The organism is Psychrobacter sp. GW64-MNA-CIBAN-0177 (assembly GCF_040309585.1).
Lineage (GTDB): Bacteria > Pseudomonadota > Gammaproteobacteria > Pseudomonadales > Moraxellaceae > Psychrobacter > Psychrobacter okhotskensis.
Genome location: NZ_JBEOOY010000002.1, coordinates 257,159 through 283,147, shown reverse-complemented (window position 1 = coordinate 283,147; position 25,989 = coordinate 257,159). Strand labels below are relative to the sequence as shown.

22 protein-coding genes are annotated in these 25,989 nt (G+C 43.5%); 6 read left to right on the top strand and 16 right to left on the bottom strand.

What is annotated here, in order from left to right; all coding sequences use genetic code 11:
• Positions 1–246 precede the first annotated feature (246 nt).
• Entirely contained in the window at positions 247–1,200 is a 954-nt protein-coding gene (locus tag AAEY79_RS02760; protein WP_201566469.1) for a DMT family transporter, read from the top strand.
• A 153-nt stretch (positions 1,201–1,353) separates the two neighbouring features.
• Here AAEY79_RS02760 and AAEY79_RS02755 read toward each other — a convergent pair whose 3' ends face one another.
• Positions 1,354–1,767, bottom strand: a complete 414-nt coding sequence (locus AAEY79_RS02755) for an organic hydroperoxide resistance protein (protein WP_173239998.1) — start codon at positions 1,765–1,767, stop codon at positions 1,354–1,356.
• A 219-nt stretch (positions 1,768–1,986) separates the two neighbouring features.
• Between AAEY79_RS02755 and AAEY79_RS02750 the strand changes: the two genes are divergently transcribed.
• The 3 genes from AAEY79_RS02750 (at position 1,987) to AAEY79_RS02740 (ending at position 4,379) form a co-directional block, all read left to right on the top strand.
• Complete coding sequence (locus tag AAEY79_RS02750) at positions 1,987–2,844, top strand: AraC family transcriptional regulator (protein WP_265088537.1); 858 nt, start codon at positions 1,987–1,989, stop codon at positions 2,842–2,844.
• Positions 2,845–2,958: 114 nt separating this feature from the next.
• Complete coding sequence (locus AAEY79_RS02745) at positions 2,959–3,747, top strand: DUF2071 domain-containing protein (RefSeq protein ID WP_227693071.1); 789 nt, start codon at positions 2,959–2,961, stop codon at positions 3,745–3,747.
• Between the two features lie 302 nt (positions 3,748–4,049).
• The gene (locus tag AAEY79_RS02740) at positions 4,050–4,379 is read left to right on the top strand and encodes a hypothetical protein (protein WP_201566465.1); all 330 of its coding nucleotides are present in this window, start codon (positions 4,050–4,052) and stop codon (positions 4,377–4,379) included.
• A 162-nt stretch (positions 4,380–4,541) separates the two neighbouring features.
• Here the strand turns inward: AAEY79_RS02740 and AAEY79_RS02735 are convergent, their stop codons facing one another.
• The 7 genes from AAEY79_RS02735 to AAEY79_RS02705 all read right to left on the bottom strand — a co-directional run bounded on the left by AAEY79_RS02735 (position 4,542) and on the right by AAEY79_RS02705 (position 14,009).
• Positions 4,542–4,910 (bottom strand): hypothetical protein, encoded by a 369-nt coding sequence (locus AAEY79_RS02735; RefSeq protein WP_201566463.1) that lies wholly within the window; start codon positions 4,908–4,910, stop codon positions 4,542–4,544.
• Positions 4,911–5,087: 177 nt separating this feature from the next.
• Complete coding sequence (gene hrpA, locus AAEY79_RS02730) at positions 5,088–9,401, bottom strand: ATP-dependent RNA helicase HrpA (protein ID WP_352287131.1); 4,314 nt, start codon at positions 9,399–9,401, stop codon at positions 5,088–5,090.
• 218 nt (positions 9,402–9,619) lie between these two features.
• A complete protein-coding gene (locus AAEY79_RS02725; RefSeq protein WP_101212593.1) occupies positions 9,620–9,937 on the bottom strand; it encodes a hypothetical protein in 318 nt (105 codons plus the stop codon).
• 1 nt (position 9,938) lies between these two features.
• Entirely contained in the window at positions 9,939–10,529 is a 591-nt protein-coding gene (locus AAEY79_RS02720; protein WP_201566460.1) for a DUF1543 domain-containing protein, read from the bottom strand.
• Between the two features lie 73 nt (positions 10,530–10,602).
• The gene (locus AAEY79_RS02715) at positions 10,603–11,418 is read right to left on the bottom strand and encodes a metallophosphoesterase family protein (protein WP_352287127.1); all 816 of its coding nucleotides are present in this window, start codon (positions 11,416–11,418) and stop codon (positions 10,603–10,605) included.
• Positions 11,411–12,448 carry an alpha/beta fold hydrolase gene (locus AAEY79_RS02710; protein ID WP_201566456.1) on the bottom strand — a complete coding sequence of 346 codons (1,038 nt, stop codon included), beginning with the start codon at positions 12,446–12,448 and terminating at the stop codon, positions 11,411–11,413. The genes AAEY79_RS02715 and AAEY79_RS02710 overlap by 8 nt, the downstream gene beginning before the upstream one ends.
• A 139-nt stretch (positions 12,449–12,587) precedes the next feature.
• The gene (locus AAEY79_RS02705) at positions 12,588–14,009 is read right to left on the bottom strand and encodes a DASS family sodium-coupled anion symporter (protein WP_201566454.1); all 1,422 of its coding nucleotides are present in this window, start codon (positions 14,007–14,009) and stop codon (positions 12,588–12,590) included.
• Between the two features lie 303 nt (positions 14,010–14,312).
• On the opposite strand from AAEY79_RS02705, the gene AAEY79_RS02700 reads away from it, so the two are divergent.
• Complete coding sequence (locus AAEY79_RS02700) at positions 14,313–14,477, top strand: hypothetical protein (RefSeq protein WP_173239989.1); 165 nt, start codon at positions 14,313–14,315, stop codon at positions 14,475–14,477.
• 43 nt (positions 14,478–14,520) lie between these two features.
• On the opposite strand, the gene AAEY79_RS02695 is transcribed toward AAEY79_RS02700, so the two are convergent.
• Entirely contained in the window at positions 14,521–15,222 is a 702-nt protein-coding gene (locus tag AAEY79_RS02695) for a YoaK family protein (protein ID WP_201566451.1), read from the bottom strand.
• Positions 15,223–15,419: 197 nt separating this feature from the next.
• Positions 15,420–16,229 carry an enoyl-ACP reductase gene (locus tag AAEY79_RS02690; RefSeq protein WP_025651168.1) on the bottom strand — a complete coding sequence of 270 codons (810 nt, stop codon included), beginning with the start codon at positions 16,227–16,229 and terminating at the stop codon, positions 15,420–15,422.
• Between the two features lie 327 nt (positions 16,230–16,556).
• Here AAEY79_RS02690 and folE point away from each other — a divergent pair, with 327 nt between their 5' ends.
• Positions 16,557–17,153, top strand: a complete 597-nt coding sequence (folE, locus tag AAEY79_RS02685) for a GTP cyclohydrolase I FolE (protein ID WP_201566450.1) — start codon at positions 16,557–16,559, stop codon at positions 17,151–17,153.
• Between the two features lie 236 nt (positions 17,154–17,389).
• Here folE and msrB read toward each other — a convergent pair whose 3' ends face one another.
• From msrB to yejB, 6 genes are all read right to left on the bottom strand, one after another.
• A complete protein-coding gene (msrB, locus tag AAEY79_RS02680) occupies positions 17,390–18,604 on the bottom strand; it encodes a peptide-methionine (R)-S-oxide reductase MsrB (RefSeq protein WP_352287122.1) in 1,215 nt (404 codons plus the stop codon).
• Positions 18,605–18,789: 185 nt separating this feature from the next.
• A complete protein-coding gene (locus AAEY79_RS02675; protein ID WP_201583765.1) occupies positions 18,790–20,106 on the bottom strand; it encodes an iron-containing alcohol dehydrogenase in 1,317 nt (438 codons plus the stop codon).
• Between the two features lie 431 nt (positions 20,107–20,537).
• On the bottom strand, positions 20,538–21,752 hold the full coding sequence (locus tag AAEY79_RS02670) for a low temperature requirement protein A (protein WP_352287119.1): 1,215 nt from the start codon (positions 21,750–21,752) through the stop codon (positions 20,538–20,540).
• A gap of 371 nt (positions 21,753–22,123) precedes the next feature.
• Complete coding sequence (locus AAEY79_RS02665; protein WP_374190011.1) at positions 22,124–23,791, bottom strand: ABC transporter ATP-binding protein; 1,668 nt, start codon at positions 23,789–23,791, stop codon at positions 22,124–22,126.
• Between the two features lie 31 nt (positions 23,792–23,822).
• A complete protein-coding gene (locus AAEY79_RS02660; protein ID WP_352287116.1) occupies positions 23,823–24,905 on the bottom strand; it encodes an ABC transporter permease in 1,083 nt (360 codons plus the stop codon).
• On the bottom strand, positions 24,905–25,975 hold the full coding sequence (gene yejB, locus AAEY79_RS02655) for a microcin C ABC transporter permease YejB (protein WP_173239984.1): 1,071 nt from the start codon (positions 25,973–25,975) through the stop codon (positions 24,905–24,907). Before yejB ends, AAEY79_RS02660 begins: the two co-directional genes overlap by 1 nt.
• Between the last annotated feature and the right edge of the window lie 14 nt (positions 25,976–25,989).

Below are 25,989 nucleotides of genomic sequence, written 5' to 3'. Positions count from 1 at the left end.
CAAGGCAACCGAGTGTAGATGTATATTTGATACGTCAAGCGAGGTTAACGCAGTAATGCTTTTATAGTGGAATGATTCTAGTTAATTAATTGGTCTCTCTATGAATAAAGAGTCATAAACTGGCTACTGATATAAATTTTTTGTAGCATCGAAACTACGCAGACACAGCGAGCAAGGAAAATTTATACCAGTGCCACGTTGTAATACTTGTACTCATTTTATTTGGGACTGACTATAGGATAGCTCATGAGTGAATCAACCAGTCATAACTCGCTGTCTAACAAGCACATATGGTTGATCCCAGTGATTTGCCTGTTGGCCGGTGGCGGATTGATCGGAATTTCTACCAATCTGGCCAAGGTTGCTGGGCAAATTGGCTTATCGCCGCTCGCCTTTCTTTTTTGGTCGATTACTGGTGCAGCGCTCCTATTATTGGTCGTAACGATTGTGCGACGTGATTTGCCGCCGCTGACGCTACGTAGCTTGGAATATTATTCGGTCGCTGCCCTTGTCAGTGTCGCAGGCTCCAACCTGATTTTCTTTTCCGCCATTCCACAAGTTGGTGCAGGCTTCGTGGCCTTAATGATCGCTTTGCCCCCACTGCTCACCTATCTTGGTGCGTTATTTATGCGTATGGAGAGATTTAATATCGTGCGTGCCCTTGGCGTAGCAGCAGCACTAGGCGGTGTCGGTGTCTTAGCCATCCGTAAGTTTTCGGCCCCTGATGCCAGTATTTTTTGGATTTTACTCGCGCTTTGTGGCCCTGTTTTGCTAGCGATTGGTAATATATATCGCACCTTGCGCTGGCCAGACGCAGCTTCTCCCAGCTCGTTGGCGCCTGGCATGCTCATTGTCGCCGCTATCTTATTAGGTCTGGTCGGTATATTGCCAAACTTCTCGCTTACGGTGCCAACGGACGCATTACTGCCGCTAGGTTTGATTGTGCTACAAGCCTTTATCTTCGCTGGGCAGTTTTTACTGCTGTTTTTATTACAAAAAACAGGCGGTCCTGTGCTATTGAGTTTATTGGGGTCAGTCGGCGCCATCGTTGGTGTGCCAGTGGCTATTTTTCTGCAAGGGGAAAGTCCACCAGAAGGTCTGTTATTAGGCGCTTCATTAATAGCCATTGGCGTGGTATTGGTCACATGGGGCGGCATAAAAATGACCGTGATTCCAGATAATACGCATTACGAGCTATGACGATAGAGATATTATGATTGGTTGCGTAATAAAATCGCTGTTTATTGTGGTGCCTCCATCTGAAAATCATATTTATTGATGACGAAAAAAACGCCAGTAACTTAAGCTACTGGCGTTTTTAAAATATAAGCACTCTACTGCATAGAGCTTATATTAGACAACGGTCACGTGCAGGCGTGCATCAACATTACCACGCGTGGCATTGGAGTATGGGCAGACTTGATGGGCTGCTTCAATCAACGTTTGCGCTTGTGCTTCGTCGATACCAGACACTTCAACGTATAAATCTATATCTAAGTTATAGCTGCCATCTTGCTTCATGCCAATACCAACTTGGGTAGAGGTTTTCGAAGCCGTGATCGGCAGTTTCATGTGTTGCGCCGTCAGGTTCAAGGCACTATCAAAACAGGCCGCGTAGCCCATCGCAAAAAGCTGCTCTGGATTGACACCCTCTTTGTCTTGCTCTTGAAAAGAGACCAAGTCAAAGCCTAATGAGCCATCATCTAAGCCTGTATGTCCAGAACGACCACCGGTTGCTGTTGCGCGAGTTTTGTAAAAAATTTTCATAATATATTCCTTGTTTGATGTTATTAGAAGTCGTGCTTGTTTCGTTTCAATAAAGTTATTATAGGCACTCTCACCTCAAAGCGTTAGAACAGTCCTCCAAACTTATTGCCTAATTCTATAAATAATTATATGATTAAGCCATTAATGACATCAGAAACACATTATAAGAGACAGCAAGCTTATAATCCATCCATTAAGAAGCTATTATCTAAGATAACTATGATGCAGCCAACAACGATTGTGCAACTACTTAACATACTGCCCAAGAATCAAACCATCGAGTCTGCTATTGCTGGTTTATTTTTTTACTGTGCAGATAGACCCAATAGAACCGTCAGCTATATTCAAGAGCCTAGTATTTGTATTGTGTTGCAAGGTGAGCGAGAGATCTATTTAGGAAATGATTGCCAAAGATTTGATAATAGTAATTTGATGTTTTGCCCCGTAAATATTCCTCTGAGTATGCATGTCAAGCACGCCTCAGTAGACAATCCTGTCATTGTGCTGTCTATGAAGTTAGACCTTGCCATGATTAGAGAAATATTGGCCCAGATACCGCCCGTACGAAATACAGAAGAAAAGCATCTGGGTATAAAATGGCATTTGGATAACACCCTACTCGCCGCTTTTGAGAGACTCATCAACTTGCTCGATTATCCAAACGATATCGAATTTTTATCTAAATTAATTCAACAAGAAATCTACTACCGACTGCTCTCAGCACAGCAAGGCAATAAATTGCGACAGCTCGTCGTCAATGGCAGTCATACGCATCGTATCAGCCAAGCAACGGATTGGCTCAAAGCACATTTGAGCGAACCTGTCATCATTGAAGAGTTGGCCAGTAAATGTGGCATGAGTGTCTCAGGGTTCCATCAGCATTTTAAAGAGATTACCCAGTTAAGTCCGCTGCAATACCAAAAAAGCCTACGCTTGATGGCAGCGAGGCAGCTTATTCAACGTGATGAATCACAAGTTTCGCAAGTCGCCATGCAGGTAGGCTATGAAAGCCCTAGTCAATTTAGCCGTGAATACAAGCGTTTGTTTGGAGTCAGTCCGAGCAGTGAGCTTAATTAATAACTGACGCACCTTGAGCGCTATAAAGGGTATAGATTCATTATCTTAACCTTAACCTTAACCTTAACCTTAACCTTAACCTTAACCATTATCATAATTATATAAGGAAATATCGTGCAAGAATTACGACGTTTTGAGGATTATTTATATAAGAGACCTAAGCCCACAGGTATCGACGTTGTCTGCGGATTAAAACATTTTTCTATTATCACGTATGCAGTGCCAGTAGACAGGTTCGAGGGAATATTTCCTGACAGGTTCAAGCTCGATACGGTCATGATAGACGGCGAAGAAAAAGGCTTGATCTCTATTGTACCCTTTATCGATGTTGATTTTACCTCTGCGGTTTATCCTTTTCCAACATTCACCATGGGACAGACCAACTATCGTATCTATATCATAGATAAAAAGACTGGTGAGCGCTGCGTATGGTTTTTGGGCACCACTTTAGATTCTTGGACATTAGCAGTACCAAGGTACTTATGGAGTTTGCCTTGGCATAGCGCGAAAATGACTTTTGATTGTCAATTTGATGACGCAACTGGCAAGTATGTAAAGTATTCGGTAAACGCTGAGTCAGAATGGGCAGCGGCGTCGGTATCGCTTGCGCAAAATACAGAGGATGATTTTTCGTTCCCAGGCTTCCCTGATACAGAATCGGCGCTTATTTATTTGACCCATCCGCTGGCAGGATTTTATCATCGCCGTGATGGTAAGCTTGGTACTTACCGGGTCTGGCATAAAAGACTTGAAGTACAGCCAGCCTCTTTGATTTCTGCCAATTTCAAGCTGTTATCAGACTTAGGCATTGTCACTCTTTCAGAGCAAAATACCCCCTATAGTGTACTTATTCAGCCTTTAAATAGGTTTACTATCTATTTACCGCCAAAAGTGATTGGTTGACCCGTTCGCTATCTGTCTGGTGTATACATTATGAAATAACACTCAGACTTTGATAACTTTTTTCTTCTAGATCAGTGTAGCTTTTGACTTCATTTTATTATTTTACGTATTCACGTCAAGGAGCCGCTTAGACGACTCAACTTCTCAATCGAATCACTCATGAAATATCCTAATCAAAAAAATAACAGTTGACTTGACCTATATATTCATAATATAACATATATAGAGTATCTATGCATTTAGGATTATCAAAACACCGTTATTTCTAGGTTAATCACAAGCATATTTCGTGAGGAGCTACTATGATTCGTTTAAGCTACACTCTCAAATGCTGGGCCTTAAGCATTGTCTTTTACTCGGTCTTTTACTTTGCCGTATTAATGACAGATCCTGATTTTGGTAAATATAACTATATGTTAGCGCTAAGCACATTGCTATTTCCCATTTCCAAGCGGGCAATTGACGTATTGAGTGACTCGTTAAGGCTCGATTTCGATATGTTCGATGGCTTCTTATCTCCCTTACTCATCAATATTACGATATGGCTGTTTACACCTTTTATCGTCTTTTTAACATTCATTGCTTTCTTGGCTTATAGCATGGGTGTGGTAAAAGGAAACCTGAATGGTTGAAACTAATAGCTAAGGTAACCTAGTGCCGCCTTAGCTGTTTCATTATAAGTACTTCTGAACAAATGGTATTTTTTAAATGTTAGAGTTCACGTGAAGTGTAATAAGCGAACTGATAAGAAACAGATCTAATGAAATTGGTGCGTTGGACGCACCCTACTCACACTACGTACAAATGCTACGAACCGTTATTTGCTTTTGATATTTACCTAGAGGACCATATTTACCCATAGAACTAATCTTGCCAACGACGCAAGTTTCAAAATATTTGTAATAGCCTTTTTGATTTATACTTTTTGAATCTTTTATTAATAACTGCTTTGGATCCGACACATAGTAAGTGATGCCATTAGAAACTAATTCATGAATCTCAAAGCTTCTTTTGTACTTACCCCGTAGCTGCACTTCTTTTTCCGTACTTTCTGGCGCAACTGCTTTCACGTCACTGTTGTTACTGGCCTGTGTTTCATCACAACCTGTGCTCATAAATATAGTTGATATAAACCCTAATATTAGCAATCTACCTTTAATCATTATTTTTTTATCCTACTAAAAAAACTAAACCAATTTATGGAATAAAATCAAAAAAACTCTGTTTTAAAAAAAGAATAGCCCTTTACTTTAATCAAATATTATCGACTAGATTAAAGGGCTATATCAGGCAATTGTCATATATTGTCAATTAGCAAGTTTTAAAACTCAAATCGAGCCTTAACTCACTTTATCCCACATCTTGCTTAGACGCTTCGGTGATACCGCCATACGGGTTTTCATCGGCTGGGCGAATAGCTGGATTCGATATTCCTCGACCATCCAGCGGTACTCGCTGATAGACTCATTGTTGGCGCGACCTGACAGTCGCTCCATATGCAAATCTAGCGCATAGACACCGTCGAGGTCGGCATCTAAGTTGTGCTCAAGGCGCTCAATGCGAACCTCCAGCGCCTCTAGATAGCGCGGATACTGCTGCCAATGGCTATAATCCATGCGATAGACGAAGTTAGCCAATTGCAAATCTTCCAACTGATCTTCGATGTCTTCGATAGATTCACCAAATATCTCCCGATCGAGCATGAGCAAACTCTGACGGATACGCTGCCAGCGGGTATAGACATTTTTAAGGGTTTTTATGACCGCTTGACCAGTCAATAAGAAGTTGCTCAACACAACTTCAAGTGTTTGCCCATACTCCTCTGGCGTGAACGGCAGCTCCTCGCTTAAGCAAACAGCGATATCATCAGCGCTCTCTGGCAAGGCGTCACTATGGTTAAACAAGACATAGTGCTCTTCGAGTGTAGCATCTAGTGTCGCATCGATAACGATAGTTTTTAGGGCTTCCATATCGCCAAGGGGCGCAAATGCCAGTTTGAATATCTTGTCTATTTGACTGGTCAGTTGTTTTTTCTTCGCGCCAAGCTTGCCTTTGATTAAAGTCAAAACGCCGATACGATGCGCCTGCAATGCAGCGTTTACATCGGTATACTGATGAATCGATACTGCCTCGCCAGCCTCGTCAGCGACCAAGGCGGCAAATTGCTTCATCACCACGCCTGCACTGTGATGGTTTTTGCTAAAGGCAAAGTGCTCAGGGAATTCGGTATGCGTGCCTTGCTGCTCATTCACGGCTTGTCTGGTTTCACTAGCATGGCGAATTTGTAGCGTATGTAGGTCGCGACCTTTTTCGATAATACGGTTTTTGTCATCGACCACACAGATTTGCGGCTGCAAATAACGATCGATACTAGAGGGATTAAAATTGTCTGCTGTCACCGACATAATGCCGCGACGATTTAAGGCTTGGCAAAGCTGCTTAAGCAAACCTTGTCCACCAGCGGGCTGCAATTCATCAAACAAGCTATCAGCGGTGTCAGGAATTGGTACGATTTGACGGCGGATATCTTTGGGTAATGACTTAAGTAATTGCAATACCAACTCAAAACGCCAACCAGGTACGCCCCATAACAGCTCGATAGCATCTAGCTGCGGTAGCGCAACGAGTGGCACGCGAATCGTCACTCCATCGTCATCGCTCGCCGGATCGAAGACATAACGTAGCGGCAGCTTTAAATCACCCAACTGCCACACTTCAGGAAAGTCACCTGTGGTCGGTGCTTGACTATTGAGCACGTCATCATCGGTGAAGAATAGATGCTTGGTATCAGTTTTTTCAACCTCAGCCCGCCAGTCTTCAAAGGCCTTGCGACTGGCGACATGCTCAGGGATTTTTTTGTCGTAGAACTGGTATAGCGTCTCTTCATCGACGAGTAAGTCACGACGGCGCAGCTTGTCTTCGATACGCTCAACATGAGCGATTTTGTCCATGTTGTGCTGCAAGAATGGCGCTTGGCGACCCAAGTTACCCGTGACCAAACCATCACGGATAAAGATTTCCCGCGATTCACTTAGATTGACTTGCTCGTAATTGGTCAGCTGCTTACTGATAATAATCAAACCAAATAAGCTGATCTGAGCGTAAGCTTTGACACGCCCCGTCTTTTTCGACCAATGCGGCTCAAAGTAGTGATATTTTAATAAATCACCTGCCGCTGAGATAATCCATTCTGGTTCAATTTTGGCAACGGTACGCATAAAGACTTGCGACGTTTCTACGACTTCAAACGCCATGACCCAAGGTGGTATCTGTTTAAATACCGTACTCGCTGGGAAGATTTTAGCTTTTTGCTGGCGCGCGGCTAGATATTCACCACGATTTTCAGTCTTGTGGGCGATGGTAGACAACAGACCTGTTAATAATGCGCGATGTAAATTGGCATATTTGACCGCTTTGATTTCTTCATCATCAATCGCCGTTGGATCATTAGTAACGTTTTTTAACGTATCCGTAGTTTTTGCCTGTTTAATATCGGTCAGCTTAAGGTCAGTGACCATTTGCACCAACTGGCGATGAGTTTGACTCCATTCACGCACCCGCGGAAAGCTCAGATAGTTTTTCTTCGTGAATTGCTTGCGTTGATTACCAGAGAGCTTGTTGCCGTCTTCATCGGTTTCAAACAAAGCTTTCCACAGGCTTAGATAAAATAAGAAATCTGAGTCATCTTGGCGAAATTCTGCATGCTTCTGATCCGCTTGTTGACGCTTATTGGCAGGGCGCTCGCGAGGATCTTGTACAGCAAGCGCGGCAACCACGATAAGCATCTCTCGAATACAGTCAAAATCGCTACCGGCAACTAGCATACGTGCTAGCCTTGGATCGATTGGCATACGTGCCATCTTTTGACCAGTAGGCGTCAGGCTTAGATGATCGAGACCTTTTTTTGCTTTTGGCTTGTTGGTTTGCTTAGCAGAAGCGTCTTCATCTTTAGACGTAATCGCGCCTAATTCATCGAGCAGTTTATGCCCATCAGTAACCAAGCGGCTATCAGGTGGTTCAATAAAGGCAAAATCATCCACACTACCTAAGCGCAGGTTTGCCATCTGTAAAATAACCGACGCCAAGTTGGTACGCAGAATCTCAGGTTCCGTAAACTCAGGACGACCAGTAAAGTCCTCTTCACTATAAAGACGAATACAAACACCCGGCGCGACACGACCACAGCGACCTTTGCGCTGATTGGCAGCCGCTTGTGAAATCGCCTCAATCGGTAAACGCTGTACGCGTGAGCGATATGAATAGCGTGAAATCCGCGCAAATCCTAAGTCAATGACATAGCGAATGCCGGGTACGGTCAGCGCAGTCTCAGCGACGTTGGTCGCGATCACAATACGTCGACCTCGACCTGAGGGCTGAAAAATACGCTGCTGCTCTTCATAAGTCTGCCGTGCAAATAGTGGCAGTACTTCGGTATGCTTGGGTCCATGACGTTCAAGTACCTCTTGGAGTTCACGAATTTCTGCTTCAGTGGCGGCAAATATCAAGATATCTGCTTGGTCAGCATGACCTTTGCTTTGTGCATCACCAAAGCATTCCTCTACCGCAGCCACAACCGCACGCGGCAGATTTTCTTCAAAATCATCGTAGCTGTCATCATCCGAGCTGTTTACTGGCTCATCAGTCAGCGGACGATAGCGAACTTCGACGGGAAAGCTGCGCCCTTCGACATTAAAAATCGGGGCTGGTACGTTACGTTTTAGTTTATTATCATAACGGCTAAAATATTCGCTAAAGCGCTTGGTGTCGAGCGTTGCAGAAGTGATAATGACTTTTAAATCAGGGCGCTTAGGCAATAGCTTTTTCAGATAACCCATAATAAAGTCAATATTTAAGCTACGCTCATGCGCCTCATCAATGATGATGGTGTCATATTTACTTAAAAATCGATCATGCCCTAATTCAGCCAGCAAGATACCATCCGTCATGAGCTTCACGACCGATTGCGCCGTACCCTGCTCATTGAAGCGAATTTTAAAACTGACCGTATTACCAAGCTGCTCGCCCAATTCTTCAGCGATACGGTTTGCTACACTTCTAGCCGCTAGTCGCCTTGGTTGGGTATGCCCTATCTGTCCAGTAATACCACGTCCTGCTAGCATTGCCAATTTCGGCAATTGCGTTGTTTTACCAGAGCCCGTCTCCCCTGCGACGATAATGACTTGGTTATCGATAATAGCCTGAATTAAGTCATCACCACGTTGGCTAACGGGCAGATCAAGATTTAACTTAGCAGGTAAATTTTCAGGAATACTATCCATACGTGCCTGCACCGCTTGCTGCGAGCGGGTTTTGATTTTGTCGTACTGCGCGCGTTTTTTAGCTAGCTCATCAACTGCTTTATTATCAGAATTGCTACTGGCTTTCTTATTCTTAGCAACAGCTGCACGCGCCAGCTCACGCTCTAAGCGACTTAGATAGTAGCTGTCTTTTGCTAGTACGGGTAAGTCAGTGGCAACTTTAGCGTGCGAAGATGTGTTATCAGTGTGTAGCGTAAGATTTGAGTCATCATTATTTGGGTTAACAGCTTTACTTGATTCATTGCTTGGCTGATTGGGGCTAAAGGCACTGGCGTTTCGTTCATTGGCGGTGTTTTCAGTAGGCATTTCTGAGACATTTTTAGAAGTATTGGACATATTTACTTAGGCTATTTATTATTTGGAAGTGGTTAGATTATGGGGGTAATTTGGGCATGATTCAAGATGGTTATAGTGCTTGGTTTGCACATTGAAATCTTTTATCAGTTTTGAGAGCCCTAGCTTTGATGGCATTGATAATGTAATAGCTATTTTGATGCCCTGGTTAAGCCATCAAGCACGCCCTAAAACTAATGAAAACGGCCTAAAAAGTAAAATTAAGCGTTACTGGTATGAATGAGCTGTCGACTAGTCGCAGCTCCCGTAAAAAAGGTCTGCAAATTTTGCAGTGGCACCCTAGGAAAAGGTAGGTGTAGCGAGAGTATTAACTTTTCAAACCCTACCATCTCATCAGCCAATGCTTGAGCAATATCAGGTTGAATCTGCGGATTGTCATAAAGATTATCAATCAACCATGTCAACTGTGGAAAACTGCCATTATCATGAATCTGATATAGGGCGGGTACTAGCTCATCAGAGATTTGGCAGCGCGTTTTGCGAATTATGCCGTTCTTAAAGTACATATTTAAAGCCATATTATGTCAACTTCCTTAAATTCTTAATACTGAGGTAACCGACGTACTCTTTATCATCGTCGGTTTTTGCAAGTGCATGACTATCATGAGCAATAGGTTCAATTAAAATCTGTACGTTTGAGATAAGATCATTAACGTTATAAATATCATCGATATCCACCGCAAATTTATCATCAATATGCGACGCGGCATCGAAAGGTGAATCTTTATCTTTAAAAGTAAATTCTTTATAAAATGCACTCTGTTTGGCTTGTTTGATAGCCTCTGCTTGAGTGGCAGCAACGATAAGTAGTTTGTAATGAAACTCTTCGAAGCTCCCCTGCTGATAGCCGCCTAAATTAATAAAGAACAGTTTTAAACCATTATTGCTATCTCTAATTGCTGATTCGACTAACTTTATCGAGTGATTACCAACCTTAGTAATAGCGCGATACGAGTCGATGTGCCATTTATTTTTGACTTCAGGCCAATGGTGATTAATATCCTCTATCAACTCGCTCACCTGATTGGCCACACCAAAAAACATGTCATGCTGCTCAATCAAACGACCTTTTGGACGACCACCAAGTTGCACCATAAATAGTGTTGGCATCTTATGCAATCCTTATTGGGTATATGGAACTTGTAATCAATTTGCTCTAAAAATTATTTAGCTGTTTTTATAGTTATAACACCCGCCCTGTCCTTAGCGCAAACGCCCAATCTTCACGACCGTTCATTGCAGCAAATTTAGCCGCAGCTTCATAATCGTAAGGCACTTTGATATGCTCAACTTGCCAGCTTGTATCTTGCTTAGTACTTTGTATAGTACCTTGCTCAGCACCAACGCATTTTTTAATAAGTGCGTAACTAGCATGGGGCGAATAGGTTTGCATTTTATGCGCGATAGGCAAATTATCTTCATAGGCTGGATAACCAACGCTACCTGTATTGACTATCGTTTGCCCTGTCGATAGCGTAACGGTACGTGGGATATGAGTATGACCACAGATGATAACGGCACTCTCAATACTGTTAAGCAATGTCAGAATATCTGCGTCATCACGTACTATCGGCTGCCCTGTTTCGATATTCTCGAGCATATATACCATGTCATCGGTTGGTGACCCGTGGCATAGATATACATCTTCACTGACATGATAATCAAACGGCAAAGCTTGCATCCATTCAACCGCTACTTTAGGTAAGTCTTCAAGGATAAAAGCCATGGTTGCGTTATCAGCAATATCCGCCGCTGTCGCTTCATAAATCTGTCTATCCTGATTACCTCGAATCGTAATGATATCGTTCTGATGCGCCATGAGAAGCGCATAGGTATCTTTAGGGGCAATAGGTCCGTATAAAATATCACCCAGATTGACAATTTGATCGATATCGCGACGTTTGATATCAGCCAACACAGCTTCAAGCGCGAAGACGTTGCTATGAATGTCTGAAACAGCGGCTATTGTCGTTATTCGTTTGTTTTTTGGATTATTCATCTATTTGTTCACCAACCAAAAACTGCTGTACTACTTTAACCGTCGCTACGGAATCCTCTTCGTGTGGTACATGTCCCAAATTATCAAATACCTTTAACTGGCTATTAGCGATATCTCGATGAAACCGTTTGGCGTTTTCTACTGGGATTAGGTCGTCTTGCGCACCCCATAAGATGAGGGTTGGTAAATCCAATTGTTTGATTTGTGCTTGATTTGCCGTGTTATCCATCTCCAGCAAGCGGCGGTTTAGCGCCAGACGGTTGCCTTGACGCAAAGTCAAATCGTAATAACGATCCACTAAAGCCTCATCGACTTTGCTGTCGTCCGCGTAGACGCTTAAGATACTTTTTTTCACAACATCACGCGGTAGCACACGGCTAAGCAGTGGAGTCAATATGGGGTATTTCGCCAGTTTAAAACCAATAGGCACCTGTTTTGGCGTTGCAGGGTAGCCAACTGCATCGATCAATATGAGTTTATTAACCCGCTCAGGATATAATGCCGCAGTACGCCACGCGATTTTACCACCCAGCGAGTTGCCTGCTAACGTCACGCGACCCACTTCTAAATGATCAAGCACATCAATGACAAACTTAGCATAATTAGCACTGTCATACTGAGTGGATTCATCGGTATAAGGGCCGGTCAAGCCAAACCCCGGCAGATCCATGCTGATGACACAATAGTCATCACTTAACTCACGTGTCCAGCCCTGCCACGTATGCAAACTTGCTGAAGTGCCATGTAGTAATACGATAGTTTTAGAGCTCTCAATGGTTTTAACACTATTAAGATCAGATTCTATCTCATTTTCTACGGCATTTTTGCTCGGATAGGCTGTGCATCTTGGCGATTTGATCACATGCGCCTGCATCCCTTGCACGTCTATAAACTCACTATTGGGCAGTTGCCAGCGCTCTAGGTCGGCGACGCTTCTGTCGGCCGCCCAATAAAGTGCGATTAAAGCTATCAATAAAACAAGTAGCCCCAAAACAATAAAGACCATGATTTTCGTTAGACGTTTTGCCATTTTTATTAAATCCGTTTAATGAGATGACGTTATTGATTATGTTATACAGTCATTAAACCTAAAAGGAAACAAAAAACCCGATGCTTGAGAGTAACTCAAACATCGGGTTTAATGGTTTTATAGTCAGATTATTATAAGGCTAAATTAAGAAAAAATACGCCCACAGCCCTACTACAAAGGTGGCGATGATATTGAGAATGATACCAGTACGTATCATCTCTGACTGCTTGATAAGCCCCGTACCAAATACAATCGCGTTTGGTGGTGTGGCGACAGGAAGCATGAAGGCACAAGAGGCTCCAATACCGATGACCAATACCAACACTTCATGGGGCAAACCCATCTGCTCAGCAATAGCAGCAAATACCGGTACTAATAATGCGGCAGAGGCAGTATTAGACGCAAACTCTGTCAAGAAGATAATAAATGCCGATACCGCAATCATCACGATAATAAGCGGTGCAGAGGATAAAGCATTAGCCACGGTCTCGCCTAGCACTAAGGAGGCGCCAGAAACTTTCAAGATTGTTGATAGTGCGATACCACCACCGAACAACATGAGCACGCCCCAGTCGGTGTTGTCAGAGACTTGCTTCCATGACACGAGCCCTAAGCTCACCACCGCTGCAGCTGCTGACAAGGCAATAACAGCGTCAGTATCAGTGATATCAAGTGCCGCACCGATTTTTTTGGAGAATATCCAGCTGAGTGCTGTCACGATAAAGACAATAATAGTCACTACCCGAGGTTTATTCCATTCAATAGGTTCCTCTTCGACAAGGACGACCGTACGATTAAGATTGGGTTTCAGGAACAAATACATTGCACCTAACAATAACGGCAATAGCACTAACATCATTGGAATACCGAATTTCATCCAATCGATAAACGCAATATCAAGCGCTTTTGCCGCGATGGCGTTAGGCGGTGAACCAACAATCGTACCCAGACCACCCAAACTGGCAGAGTAAGCGATACCCAATAATACAAACACAAACGTACCGCGATCTTTTTCGCGGTCAACCTGCGTCAGGATACCGAGCGCAAGAGGCAGCATCATCGCAGCTGTGGCAGTGTTCGATATCCACATCGACAAAAATGCAGTGACCCCAAATATTAAAAATACAGCCGTGCCAAGCTTGCCACCTGACATGGATAGAATTTTTAGCGCAATTTTTTTGTCCAATTGCTGTACATGCAAAGCGGCAGCCAAAGCAAAACCACCAAAAAACAAGTAAATCGTTGGGTTAGCAAAACTCTGCAAGCCGATTTCGGCATCGAACTCTGGTATACCAATCAGTGCGCCAACCACCACCACTAATAGCGCAGTAATGGTCACATGTAGCGCTTCTGTCAGCCATAACACACCGATGAAGAACAGCAGGGCCAAGCCTTTATTGGCATTGATATCGAACGGCAACACGTTATAAATAATCATACTGATAATGGCAGCGATGATGACCACTATCAGCCCTTTACCTGTACCCTTTGGAAAGGTGTCGGTAAATAAATACTCATTGCCATCATCAGGAAGATGGCTGTCTAACTTTTGCTCTGACATAACATATCCTTATTGTCCTCAAAGACGTTGAAAAAACTAAAATATAAAGATAACTTTTAATCATAATTGCTAACAGCAATTTATTTCGAAACCTATTCTCTGCTATTGTAAATGACATTGAACAGAAATCATCAGCATCCCAGTGATACCTCGTTACACATCGTCACTAAACAAGCCTACACCGTACCTGTACAACAAGGTAGCTCTATCTCATACTTACTATGTGAAATAAAACCAAACGCCCATAAATATTGCATATAGCTATTTTTATTGGCAGTTAACAAAAACAAACAGGAGCACGTTATGACAGACCCAAATAAAACGGATGCAACCACGAAGATGGCACCGAAGGATATCAATCAAGATGGTCTAGATAAAAAAGACCAACAACGTACTGATGACTCTGCCTTAGATATGATGCAAGGTATGCACGAACATGAAGATCACAATCCAGAAGAAGATAAATAGTTCGGTTCGGTATAAAAAGCCATAAAATATAGTCTAAAAGCGCCTATCTTGCTGATGAGCGCTTTTTTGCTTGTGGTGGTCTCTGTTCTGGCAAATGATCTGAGGCATAGTTATAGACAAATGCCGCCGTTAGCACGATAGTGATCGGTACAAACAATGCGCCATAGCCAATTTTGGCATATAAAAACGCACCCACTACCCCGCCACCGCAAAAGCAATACCAAATAATCGCCTGAAAGCCCAATGTCGGCTTACTGATTGAACGTCCTGCTAGCCAATTACCGATAGCAGCACCCATGTCTGACGTTAGACCCGTTAGATGAGTGGTACGAATGACTGCGCCGCTATAAGTCGCCACCATCGCATTCTGTAATCCGCACGCCATGGCTGCAGCTAATTGCCCAAAGTAATCATGCTCTTTATAAAGTAGATAGCTGATCAGCAGTAACGCAGCTTCGATATATAATGCCCGCCCATAGCGCCGTCCTAACTTCAATGAGCTTTGCCCAATGACAAAACCGCTCAATATTGACCCTGCCAAAAATGATAACAACGACGCGCCTATATATAGAATACTAATGGCATCAAAATGAGCAATAGCGGCAGCAAATAGGCTCACATTACCAGTGACATGCGACACGGATAAATTGGTAAATCCCATTAATGCTGCCGTATTGAGGCAGCCCGCACTAAAGGCAAGTACAGCACCGCCCCACAATATCCACCTTGGTAATTTGGTTATCATATCTAGCACCTAAAGGCTTGTTACCAAAAAGCCCGTAGTATAACCAAAAAAGACAGCCGGTTGGCTGCCTTCTCTGTCATTACTATGATTGCACTAAAGGTTTGTCATGGTCAATGGATTTTATAAATCTCAAGAATTAGAGCATATTGAATATTCAACACACCCTGATAAAACACAATTAAAGACCTTTTAAACAATTACTGCTGTGGCTCATCAAGCATCATTAATTGCTCACTGATCGCAACAGTATTAAAACCAGCGTCAACGAACATAATCTCACCAGTGATACCTGAAGCCCAAGGCGACAGTAAAAATAAAGCCGCATTTCCCACTTCTGTTTGGCTGACATTACGCTGTAGCGGTGCAATTTTTTCGCTAATATCCAGCATTTTACGGAAAGACTTAATACCACTGGCAGCAAGCGTGCGGATAGGACCTGCAGAAATAGCATTGACGCGGATACCTTCGCCGCCCATAGAGGTCGCTAGATAGCGAACGCTGGCTTCAAGACTGGCTTTTGCCATACCCATGACGTTGTAATTTGGCAATACCGAAATACTACCTTCATAAGTCAAGGTCAGCATTGAGCCGTGACGCATGGCCAAAAGCTCTCGTGCTGCTTTGGCTAGCGCGACGAAACTATAGCTGGAGATATCATGCGCAATATGGCTGCCTTCACGCGTTGTGGCGCTAACAAAATCACCATCGAGTTGATCCATCGGGGCAAAGCCGATCGCATGTACCACACCATCGATACCGTCGCCCCAATGTGCGGTGACTTGCTCAAAACACGCCGCGATAGACTCATCAGAAGCCACATCACACTCTAATACCAAGTCCGCTTCGAACTTCTCCGCAGCCATATCAACGCGTTTCTTAATCTTATCATTAGGATAAGTTAAGATGAGTGACGCGCCTTCGCGATGCAACGCCTCTGCGATAGCCCAAGCAATAGAGAGCTTGCTGGCAATACCAGTGACGACGAACCGTTGTCCTTGCAGTAGCATAATATTTCCTTTTGAGTCGATCAACGTTATTTATTTAGTTTGTTTTAATAAGATAATAACCATGAATAAAAAAGATAGATATAAAGATGACTTATTATACACGAAATAATTTAAGTATACAGTCGTAAACTGTTTTGAGTGTTCAATGAGTGACTATATTGATTAAACACTTAACTACTGCCACAGCGGTATGAAGTTGAGCAGATTTAAAGTATAATCACAGCCCTCCCAGCTTGCACAATTTTTATAAAAATCCTTTATAACCGTTGTTTATAAACAAGGATTTAGCGTTAAGCTACACCCACATTTTGGATGGCTGCCAAACTTATGAGTAACACCCCTATCGTCTCCTCAGATTATCAAGAAAGTATTGTATCCTATCGTCAACTGATTGAATCAACTGGCGAAGACTTAGATCGTCCTGGATTGCTAGATACGCCCATTCGAGCGGCGAAAGCATTTGCTCATTTAACCCAAGGCTATCATCAAAGCTTGGATGAAGTGGTCAATGACGCGGTATTCCCGTCGACCAATCGCGAATTGGTTTTAGTACAAAATATTGAGTTTTATTCGTTATGTGAGCACCATATGCTCCCCTTTCATGGGGTGGCACATATCGGTTATCTGCCGAATGGACAAGTCTTAGGGCTGTCAAAGTTTGCACGTATCGTCGATATGTTTGCTCGCCGTTTGCAAATTCAAGAAAACCTGAGTGAGCAAGTGGCACAGACCATCATGGACGTGACGGGCTGCCGTGGTGTAGCTGTGGTAATGGATGCATCACATATGTGTATGATGATGCGCGGTGTCAATAAGCAGCATTCGACCACACGCAGCACAGCAATGCTTGGTGAATATGTGCATGATAACCAAGCACGCAACGAGTTTTTAAATGCCGTACCTAAGCGTCAACCGGCATTTTAAAATGGTATTCTATAGTGAGTGAAAAGTAATATCGAACCATCATGCACTGCTGCTATCAATCTTCTTGCTTGCTGTGCCTGCGTAGACAGAGGCTACAAAAAAACGATAGCAGCAATACCGTCGCGTTTTTAGGATGTTTTGACTATAGAACAAAAAAAGGACACTCATCAAGTGTCCTTTTTTTATGCAATTCAGATATGTTTAAAACAGAGATACTGTGCCGTGTTGAGCAAATCCTAACTCACTGATTTTACGGCATCAATCCAGTTGCCATAACCTGCTTCTTCCATCTTCGCTAATGGAATAAAACGCATTGCGGCTGAATTCATGCAATAGCGTTTGCCCGTTGGCGCTGGACCATCATCAAATACGTGACCCACGTGCGAATCAGCGTAGCGGCTGCGGATTTCGGTACGGGTTGAAAAAATACCACGATCTTCTTTTTCGACGACCACGTCGGCACTCAACGGACGGATGAAGCTAGGCCAGCCTGTACCAGACTTGAATTGGTCACGAGAAGAATATAGCGGCTCGCCCGATATCACATCGACGTAAAGCCCCGGCGCTTTATTGTCCCAATAAGCATTATCAAAGGCGCGCTCGGTACCTTCTTTTTGAGTAACTTTATATTGAATGTCACTCAGCGACTTTTTCAGTGTTTCCTGTGTTGGCTTCACGAATGTTTTTGGGTTGAAGCCTGCGCTTGCTTTGGTAGTTGCTGCTTCATTTAAAGCTGCCTGTTTAGAGCTGGCCGCAGTCGGTTTAAACTGGTTAAAATCTAGCTCATAGTCTTTGCCATAGACGCTTTCGATAAATTGATAGCGACCAGAGTTGAAGGTATAAGCCTTATAGCGTAGCGGGTTTTTTTTATAATAATCCTGATGATACTCTTCTGCTGGATAAAAAGTGCTCGCAGGTACAATCTCAATCACCACTGGCTTGGCATATACCCCAGAGTCCTGCAATGATTGCTTGGCAGTTTCTGCTATCTGTTTTTCTTGCGCATTATTATAAAAAATAGCGGGGCGATACTGCGTACCTCGATCCACATACTGACCTTTATTATCAGTGGGATCAGCAATGCGCCATAACGCCTGTACGATACCGTTATAGGTAATCTGTGTAGGGTCATAATATACTTGCGCCGCTTCCGTATGACCCGTACCACCTGCTGATACTTGTTTATAAGTTGGGTTTTCGACATTACCACCTGTATAGCCAGACACCACTTCTATGACCCCAGGGATTTTCTCATAGCCTGCTTCCACGCACCAAAAACACCCACCAGCGACCGTTGCTACTGCCAGTCCTGGAGTCGTCGGCGCATAAGGATTGGCAGCATTTACATCCTTCACAGCGGTGTTGGTTTCGGTAGAAGCACAACCTGCGTACAACGCACTGCTTGCCACGATCACTAATCCGATAATTCTAGACGGCAATATACGATTCATAACTATTTCCTAAAAGAATTTTCGTGTAACTATAGTGACCCCTTGGTGTCACCACAATATTCCTATATTGTTATATATATAAAACGAGTTCAATTGTTTCTAATAAAAAAAGCTTATTATCCTATGATAATAAGCTTTTTTAGTTTATCAGCGACATGATTAAATAGATAAAATAATCTATGCTGCTATGCTGCATTGTCACTATTTTTATCTTTACCAGCAAGAGCTTCACTTTCTTGCATAATCTTGGTCAAGATTTCCTTGATACCAGACGCTGGCATATAAGTCGGCACTGCATAGGTATCACTGACTTCTTTAGCAGCGGCTTTAGCGATACTGTCAAAGTCACTGCTTTTCATACCTTTGACGGTTGGATCAATATTTAAGCTTTTGATCAGCTCTCGTACTTGGGCGATTAAGTCATCTGCTATCTGACCATTGCTACTACTCGCTTGATCGTGCTTGACCATGCCCGTTTTTCTTGCCAATGTTGCCAGTCGTTTTTCACTTGCTTTACGATTTAAGTCCAATACATAAGGCAAGACGATGGCATTCGCACGACCATGAGGAATACTATAATACGCGCCTAATTGATGAGCGATAGCATGAACATAACCTAGACCAGCTTTATTAAAGGCAATACCACCGTAGTGAGCCGCAATACCCATCGCTTCACGGGCTTTTAAATCCCCACCATCTTTATATGCCAGCGGTAGATATTGCATGACAGACTTAACAGCCGAAGCTGCATAGTAGTCAGTCTCTACGCTTGCGTTTACGCTCATCCACGCCTCTAGTGCATGGGTCAATACATCAATACCGGTATCGGCTGTGATATGCGCAGGCATGCCTTTCATAATGACCGGATCGATGGCCGCTGCTAATGGCACCATTCTTGGATCAATAGATAAGGCCTTTTGATGGGTTTCATCGTCTGACACTACCGCACCAAGCGTTGCCTCTGAGCCCGTACCAGCAGTAGTAGGAATACAATATAGCGGCGTAGAAGGTTTTCTGGCTTTTAGAATTCCAATAAGTTGTCTAGGTTTACAATTATTGCCCTGCGACATTGCAATCATCTTAGCCGCGTCGATGACTGAACCGCCGCCGATAGCCAGTATAGAGTCGCACTTAGCATCGATAGATTTGCGCAGGCCTTCTTCTATGACCTTAAAAGTAGGGTCTGGTGTCACACCATCATAGAGCTGATAGCGGATGTTTTTACTATCTAGATAGTCGGTCACTTTGGCAGGTATACCAAGCTTATTCAATACGGCATCAGTGACGATAAATACATTGCTACTGCCTTCATTGATGAGCATATCACATAACTCATCACAGGCAGTCTCACCAACGAATAGCATCGGTCTTCTGATAGGCACTACGTAAGAAAAGGCTTTTAATACTTTGGCACGCGTCTTGGCAACTGCCAAATAACCAGCATGCTGTAATGGATTGTTATTTACTAACTTAGAAAGACTGCTTTGTTTTTTGCTGGGCATAAAAAATCCTTTTTTAATAATGCTTTTAATAGCAGTTATAACTGTGTTGATTCCACCAACTAGGGCGTGTCTCAATTCAAACAATAGTCATCTAAATGGACTAAAAGTGGTTAAATTTCGCTAAACAGCGTTAAATAACCCGTTAATATATCGATATTATCTGCTCTATTTTCCTTGTTTAACTACGATTTATCTCATTTTTAGCACCATTTTTAGCACCATTTTTAAAATGAGAACATGCCTTGGGAGCGAAGCCAAACAGGTAAATATAAAAGTAAAATATATATATCGATAGAGTGGACTAGTGTTCAAATTTATTGTACCACTACATTTTTTAGGATGTCGTAATTATTATGAACTGCTATGTTCTGATTTTTTAGAGGTTTTTATCAAATCGTCAAATAGCAGCAGTATTAATAAATAAGTCAGCCTTAAACATATTCTTTGACCAGCCAATGCTTATTGTCTTGCCCAAAATACCAAATCATCACCACAGGTGCCAAGATACTCAGCCAAATGCCATAGGTGATGGGCAATCCTTGCGTGACCGCTGTATAGCTCAGTCCAATGATGGTCAGTGCAAGGAGCATTGCAATAACATTATGGCTCGATCTACGGCACATCAATTCTCGTAAGATGGTCAGCGTCAATAAAAATACCACCAACATACTCATTAGCATGCCCATTGCATAAGGTTCTGAGATGATTTTTTGGGCGCTATCACCCGTTTCACCGGCGACGGATTCGGTAACCAGATTCAGCATACTACCCAAACCTGCTAAGGCAGCAAAGATAAAAAAGTGCCCATAACCAAATAAAAACAAATCATGACGTCGGCGCTCTTTATTTAAAATGGTATCAAAGGGCACGATAAAATACAGCCACCATAAAGAAAACACGAGAGCGACTAAGCTTGAGCCGAGTAACAGGATGCTACTCGCAGCAGAGGTAGAGTTGACCAAAAAATATTGAATACTGTTACTAACCCCTACCACACCCTCGCCCAATACGATAATGGTCAAGAGTCCATAACGCTCAGCAATGTGTCCAGGGTGCCAGTTATCAAACTGCTCTGAACGTGCCCATACTGGCATGAGTAGTTCTGCTGCTATGAACAGAAACAAGGCGGGCGTTTGTAACGCGGATGGTAAAAACAACCAGATAATCCACAACGCCTGTAAAGTTAACAGACCGACCATACTGCGCCCAGCGACTTTTTTATGACCTGGAACTTGTCGATAGACACGCCACCATTGACTACAGCTTGCTAGCCGCATGATGGCATAACCCGTCACCCCAATCCAAGTAAGCCCTTGCTCATAAAACTGATGAATGTTGGCAGCTATCATGAGAGAGCCAAACATCTGAAACATGACTGAGATGCGATAAAACCAGTCGTCAGGGTCATAGCCTGACGCAAACCACGTAAAGCTGGTCCACGCATTCCACAAGATAAAAAATGCCACAGTAAAGGTCAAAAAACCTGAAAAATCGTGCTCACTCAAGCGATTATAAAAACCATTGGCAGCGGCGGCGACAGCAATGACATAAACCAAGTCAAATAGCAGCTCAAGCGTGGTTGAGGGACGATTTGACTCGCTGATATCTCGGGCTTGGATAGGTTTTATTTTGAGCCTGCCGATCATGTAGAGTGTTCCACTTATTTCAAAATTAGTGCAGCTACATGATTATGTAATTACGTAGCTATTCATTTCTGACTGTTGATCTTTTAATAGGGTCTGTTGAACATTCAAATATTAGGACTGCTGATCGCTAAAATCGTCCCAAACCTTTTATCAAATCAGGCGTAAACCGATGATAATGTCGAGACCTTAGCTAGGTTTACAACAACGTTTGGGGTGGTTTTAGCATCAGCCTTTTAGGGCAGTAGCTATTTTTTGCCAATACATGGCGAAATTGTCTAACCTAGAATGACTAGGCATCAAAAATTTCACTGCGCATTGTCTAAAAAATAGCTACTCCCAGTGCCACATTTGAATGTTCAACAGACCCTAGGCTAAATCATGCTTGCCTGTAATAACTGCTGAGCATACGGGTGCTGTGGATTATTGAAAACATCTTCGCTACGACCAAACTCAATACACACGCCGTCTTTTAGCACCACAATATGCTGACATAACGCGCGTACTACCTTTAAGTCATGGCTAATAAAGACGTAACTGATTTGCAGTTTTTGTTGAATCTCTCGTAGCAAGCTAACCACAGTGACCTGCGTGGTACTATCAAGCGCAGAAGTTGGCTCATCTAATATCAACAGACTGGGCTGCATAATGAGTGCACGCGCAAGGGCTACCCGTTGACGCTGACCGCCTGATAACTCATGCGGATAACGCTGCGCAAAATCAGCTGGTAGATGCACAGTAGCCAAACTATCCATCACCGCCTGCTGGCGTTCTACTTTATCGACACCTTGTACCAATAATCCTTCTTCGACGATTTGCATGACCGTCATACGCGGATTGATACTGGCAAAGGGGTCTTGAAACACCATTTGAATCTGCGAGCGGAAGGTGCGCAGTTCACGTTTGGACAATGCTGTAATGTCTTGCCCATTAATCATTATTTGACCACTGATATGTGCTTGATTGCTAAGCAATTGACTTAGTGCCAGCGCTATTGTGGTCTTTCCAGAACCTGATTCACCAACGATACCTAATGCTTGTCCTTTTTGCAGGGTCATATCGACATCTTTTACCGCATCAAACCAGCGTTTGGTACCACCAAATAGACTTTTCTCTACAGGAAACTGTACTTGTAAGTTACTGACTTGCAATACGGTTGGTAACTGACTTTCATCGTCCAATAAACTGAGTGCTTGCCCGAAATCTTGCTTGATAAGCGAGCGGGTATATTCTGCTTTCGGCTCACTAAATACCGTTGCCGTTTGCCCTTGCTCAATCGTGTGTCCTTGGCGCATGACGATGACGTCATCGCTATAGCGCCTGACTAAATTTAAATCATGGCTGATTAATATCATTGCCATATTATGCTGACACTTAAGGTTATCTAACAGGGTTAGAATCTCATGTTGCAAGGTCACATCAAGCGCGGTCGTCGGTTCATCGGCGATTAAAACATCAGGCTGCTGTGCCAATGCCATGGCAATCATGACCCGCTGACGTTGACCGCCTGATAACTCATGTGGATAGCGATTTAATTTATCAGCAGGGTCAGTCATATTGACATCAGTTAGCAAAGCCATGCTTTTTTCACGCCAGTGTTTTTTGAGGACGCCGCTGATACGTAAGGATTCTGCGATTTGTTTGCCGACCGTATGTAGTGGGTTTAGCGCCGTCATCGGCTCTTGAAATACCATACCGATACGCTGACCACGAATAGAGCGCAACGTCGCATTACGTGCCTTATTATTAGCTACCAGTAATGTCATCATTCCTGTTACATCTGCTAATTGTACATCGCCAGTAACGGTCAAACTGTCCGGTAGCAAGCCTAATAGCGCAAGACTGGCAATCGACTTGCCAGACCCTGACTCACCTACTATCGCTAATGTCTGCCCTTGCCTTAGCTCGTACGATAGCTTATCGACCAGAACCATGCCTGCGTCCGTGACGATGCTAAGCTTATCCACTGTCAGCATGAGCTTATTCTGTGCTTTGCTATGACTGTTATTTAAACGATTATTTTGCTCAGTAGCAGTTATCATATTAGCGTTTATCATCTTATCAGTTGTCATATCAGGAACGCCTCGGATCAAAGGCATCACGCAGCGCTTCGCCAACGAAAATGAGCAATGATAAAATAAAGGTTAAGCTGAAAAATCCAGATAAGGCCAGCCAAGGGGCATCGAGGTTGTTTTTCCCTTGCACCATCAACTCACCAAGCGATGGTGACCCAGGCGGTAAACCATACCCTAAGAAGTCTAGCGCTGTTAAAGCAATGATATTAGCGGTTAGGATAAACGGCAGTTGTGACAAGCTTGAGGCCAACGCATTAGGCAAGATATGTCTGAGCATGATTTGACTGTCCGATACCCCAAGGTTGCGAGCGGCACGGACATAATCAAAATTACGCGCTCGTAAAAACTCTGCCCGTACCAAACCGACCAGCCCCATCCAACCAAATAACAGCATCATCGCAAACAGCATAAAGATACTAGGGCTAAACAAGCTGACCAAAATAATAATCATAAATAGCTGCGGCATACCGCCCCATACCTCCATGAAGCGCTGCCCTGCCAAATCTACCCAGCCACCGTAATACCCTTGTATCGCACCAACGATAATACCAATAAGCGCGCCTGCTAGCGTCAGTGCCAGACCGAACAGCAACGATACCCGCATGCCGTAAAGTATCCGCGCCAGCACATCACGACCCAAATCATCTGTCCCAAGCCAGTTTTGGCTATTGGGTGCGGCTGGATATGGAATCCCTAGCTCAACGTTCGGTGTCTGGTCTGCAAAGGGAATGAGCGGCATCACATAGTAACCCTGATCATTAATCAGCGTTTGCACAGCAGGATCTTTGTAATTAGTTTCAGTCTCGAACACACCGCCAAAAGTTGTTTCAGGATAGGCTTTTAATACGGGGAAATAATAGTTACTTTCATACTGCACCAGCAGCGGCTTGTCATTAGCAATCACATTGGCTGCCATACAAATGACAAATATTATCGCAAAAACAAACAGCGATATCACGCCGAGACGATTGCGGCGAAAACGATTAAGGCGTGCCTGCCAAATAGGGTTTAAGCGGCGCTTTTTCTCTAGTGGAATAGAAGAGGCAGTTGAGGGCGTTGAGGATAATGGATGACTTGACATTAGCGCCCCTCAAAATCAATACGCGGATCAATTAAGTGATAACTCAAATCACTAATTAACTGCAATAATAATCCGAGCAAAGTAAAGATAAACAGCGTGCCAAATATCACCGGATAATCACGCTGCTGAATAGCTTCGAAACCTAACAACCCCAAACCATCAAGCTTAAAGATAATTTCAATGAGAAAATTACCGGCAAAGAAAATCCCAACGATAGCTGCTGGGATACCAGCAATAATAATCAGCATGGCATTACGAAAGACATGACCGTATAACACTTGACGCTCACCCAAGCCTTTCGCGCGAGCAGTAAGCACATATTGCTTACCAAGCTCTTCTAAAAAGCTAAACTTGGTCAAATAGGTTAAGCCTGCAAAGCCGCCAACGGTACTTGCTAGGAGCGGTAGCGCCAGATGCCAAAAGTAATCTTTTACTTTACCAAGTACACTTAATTGATCGAAATTCTCGGAAGTTAATCCTTGCAGTGGAAAAATGTTCCAGTAGCTGCCACCAGCAAAAAATACTAGTAATATGACGGCAAATACAAAGACGGGTATCGCATGGCCGATAGCAAGTAGCATGGCAGTGACTTTATCAATCCCCGAGCCATGATGCATGGCCTTATACACGCCCAGTGGAATGGCGATCATATAAATCAGCAGCGTGCTCCAAAGCCCAAGCGAGATGGATACGGGCAGCTTTTCGACAATCAAATCCGTCACCGATTGACCTTTAAAAAACGACTCACCAAAATCAAGCTTGGCATAATTCTTTAGCATCAGCCAAAAACGCTCAGGGGCTGACTTATCAAAGCCATATTGCGCATTAATCGCCGCCACCATCTCCTCAGATAGACCACGCGTACCTTGGTAAGTGCTATTGTTGCCACCGGCACTACCCGCGCCAAGATTACCACTTAGCGCACTGTCTTTTGCGCTTTGCTCAATAAGTGCCAGTTGCTGCTCAACAGGACCGCCGGGCGCCGCTTGGACAATGACAAAGTTCGCCAGCAATATCAAAAATAGCGTCGGTAATATCAGTAATAACCTTTTTAAGATATAACGACCCATAATGGCGGCTTCCT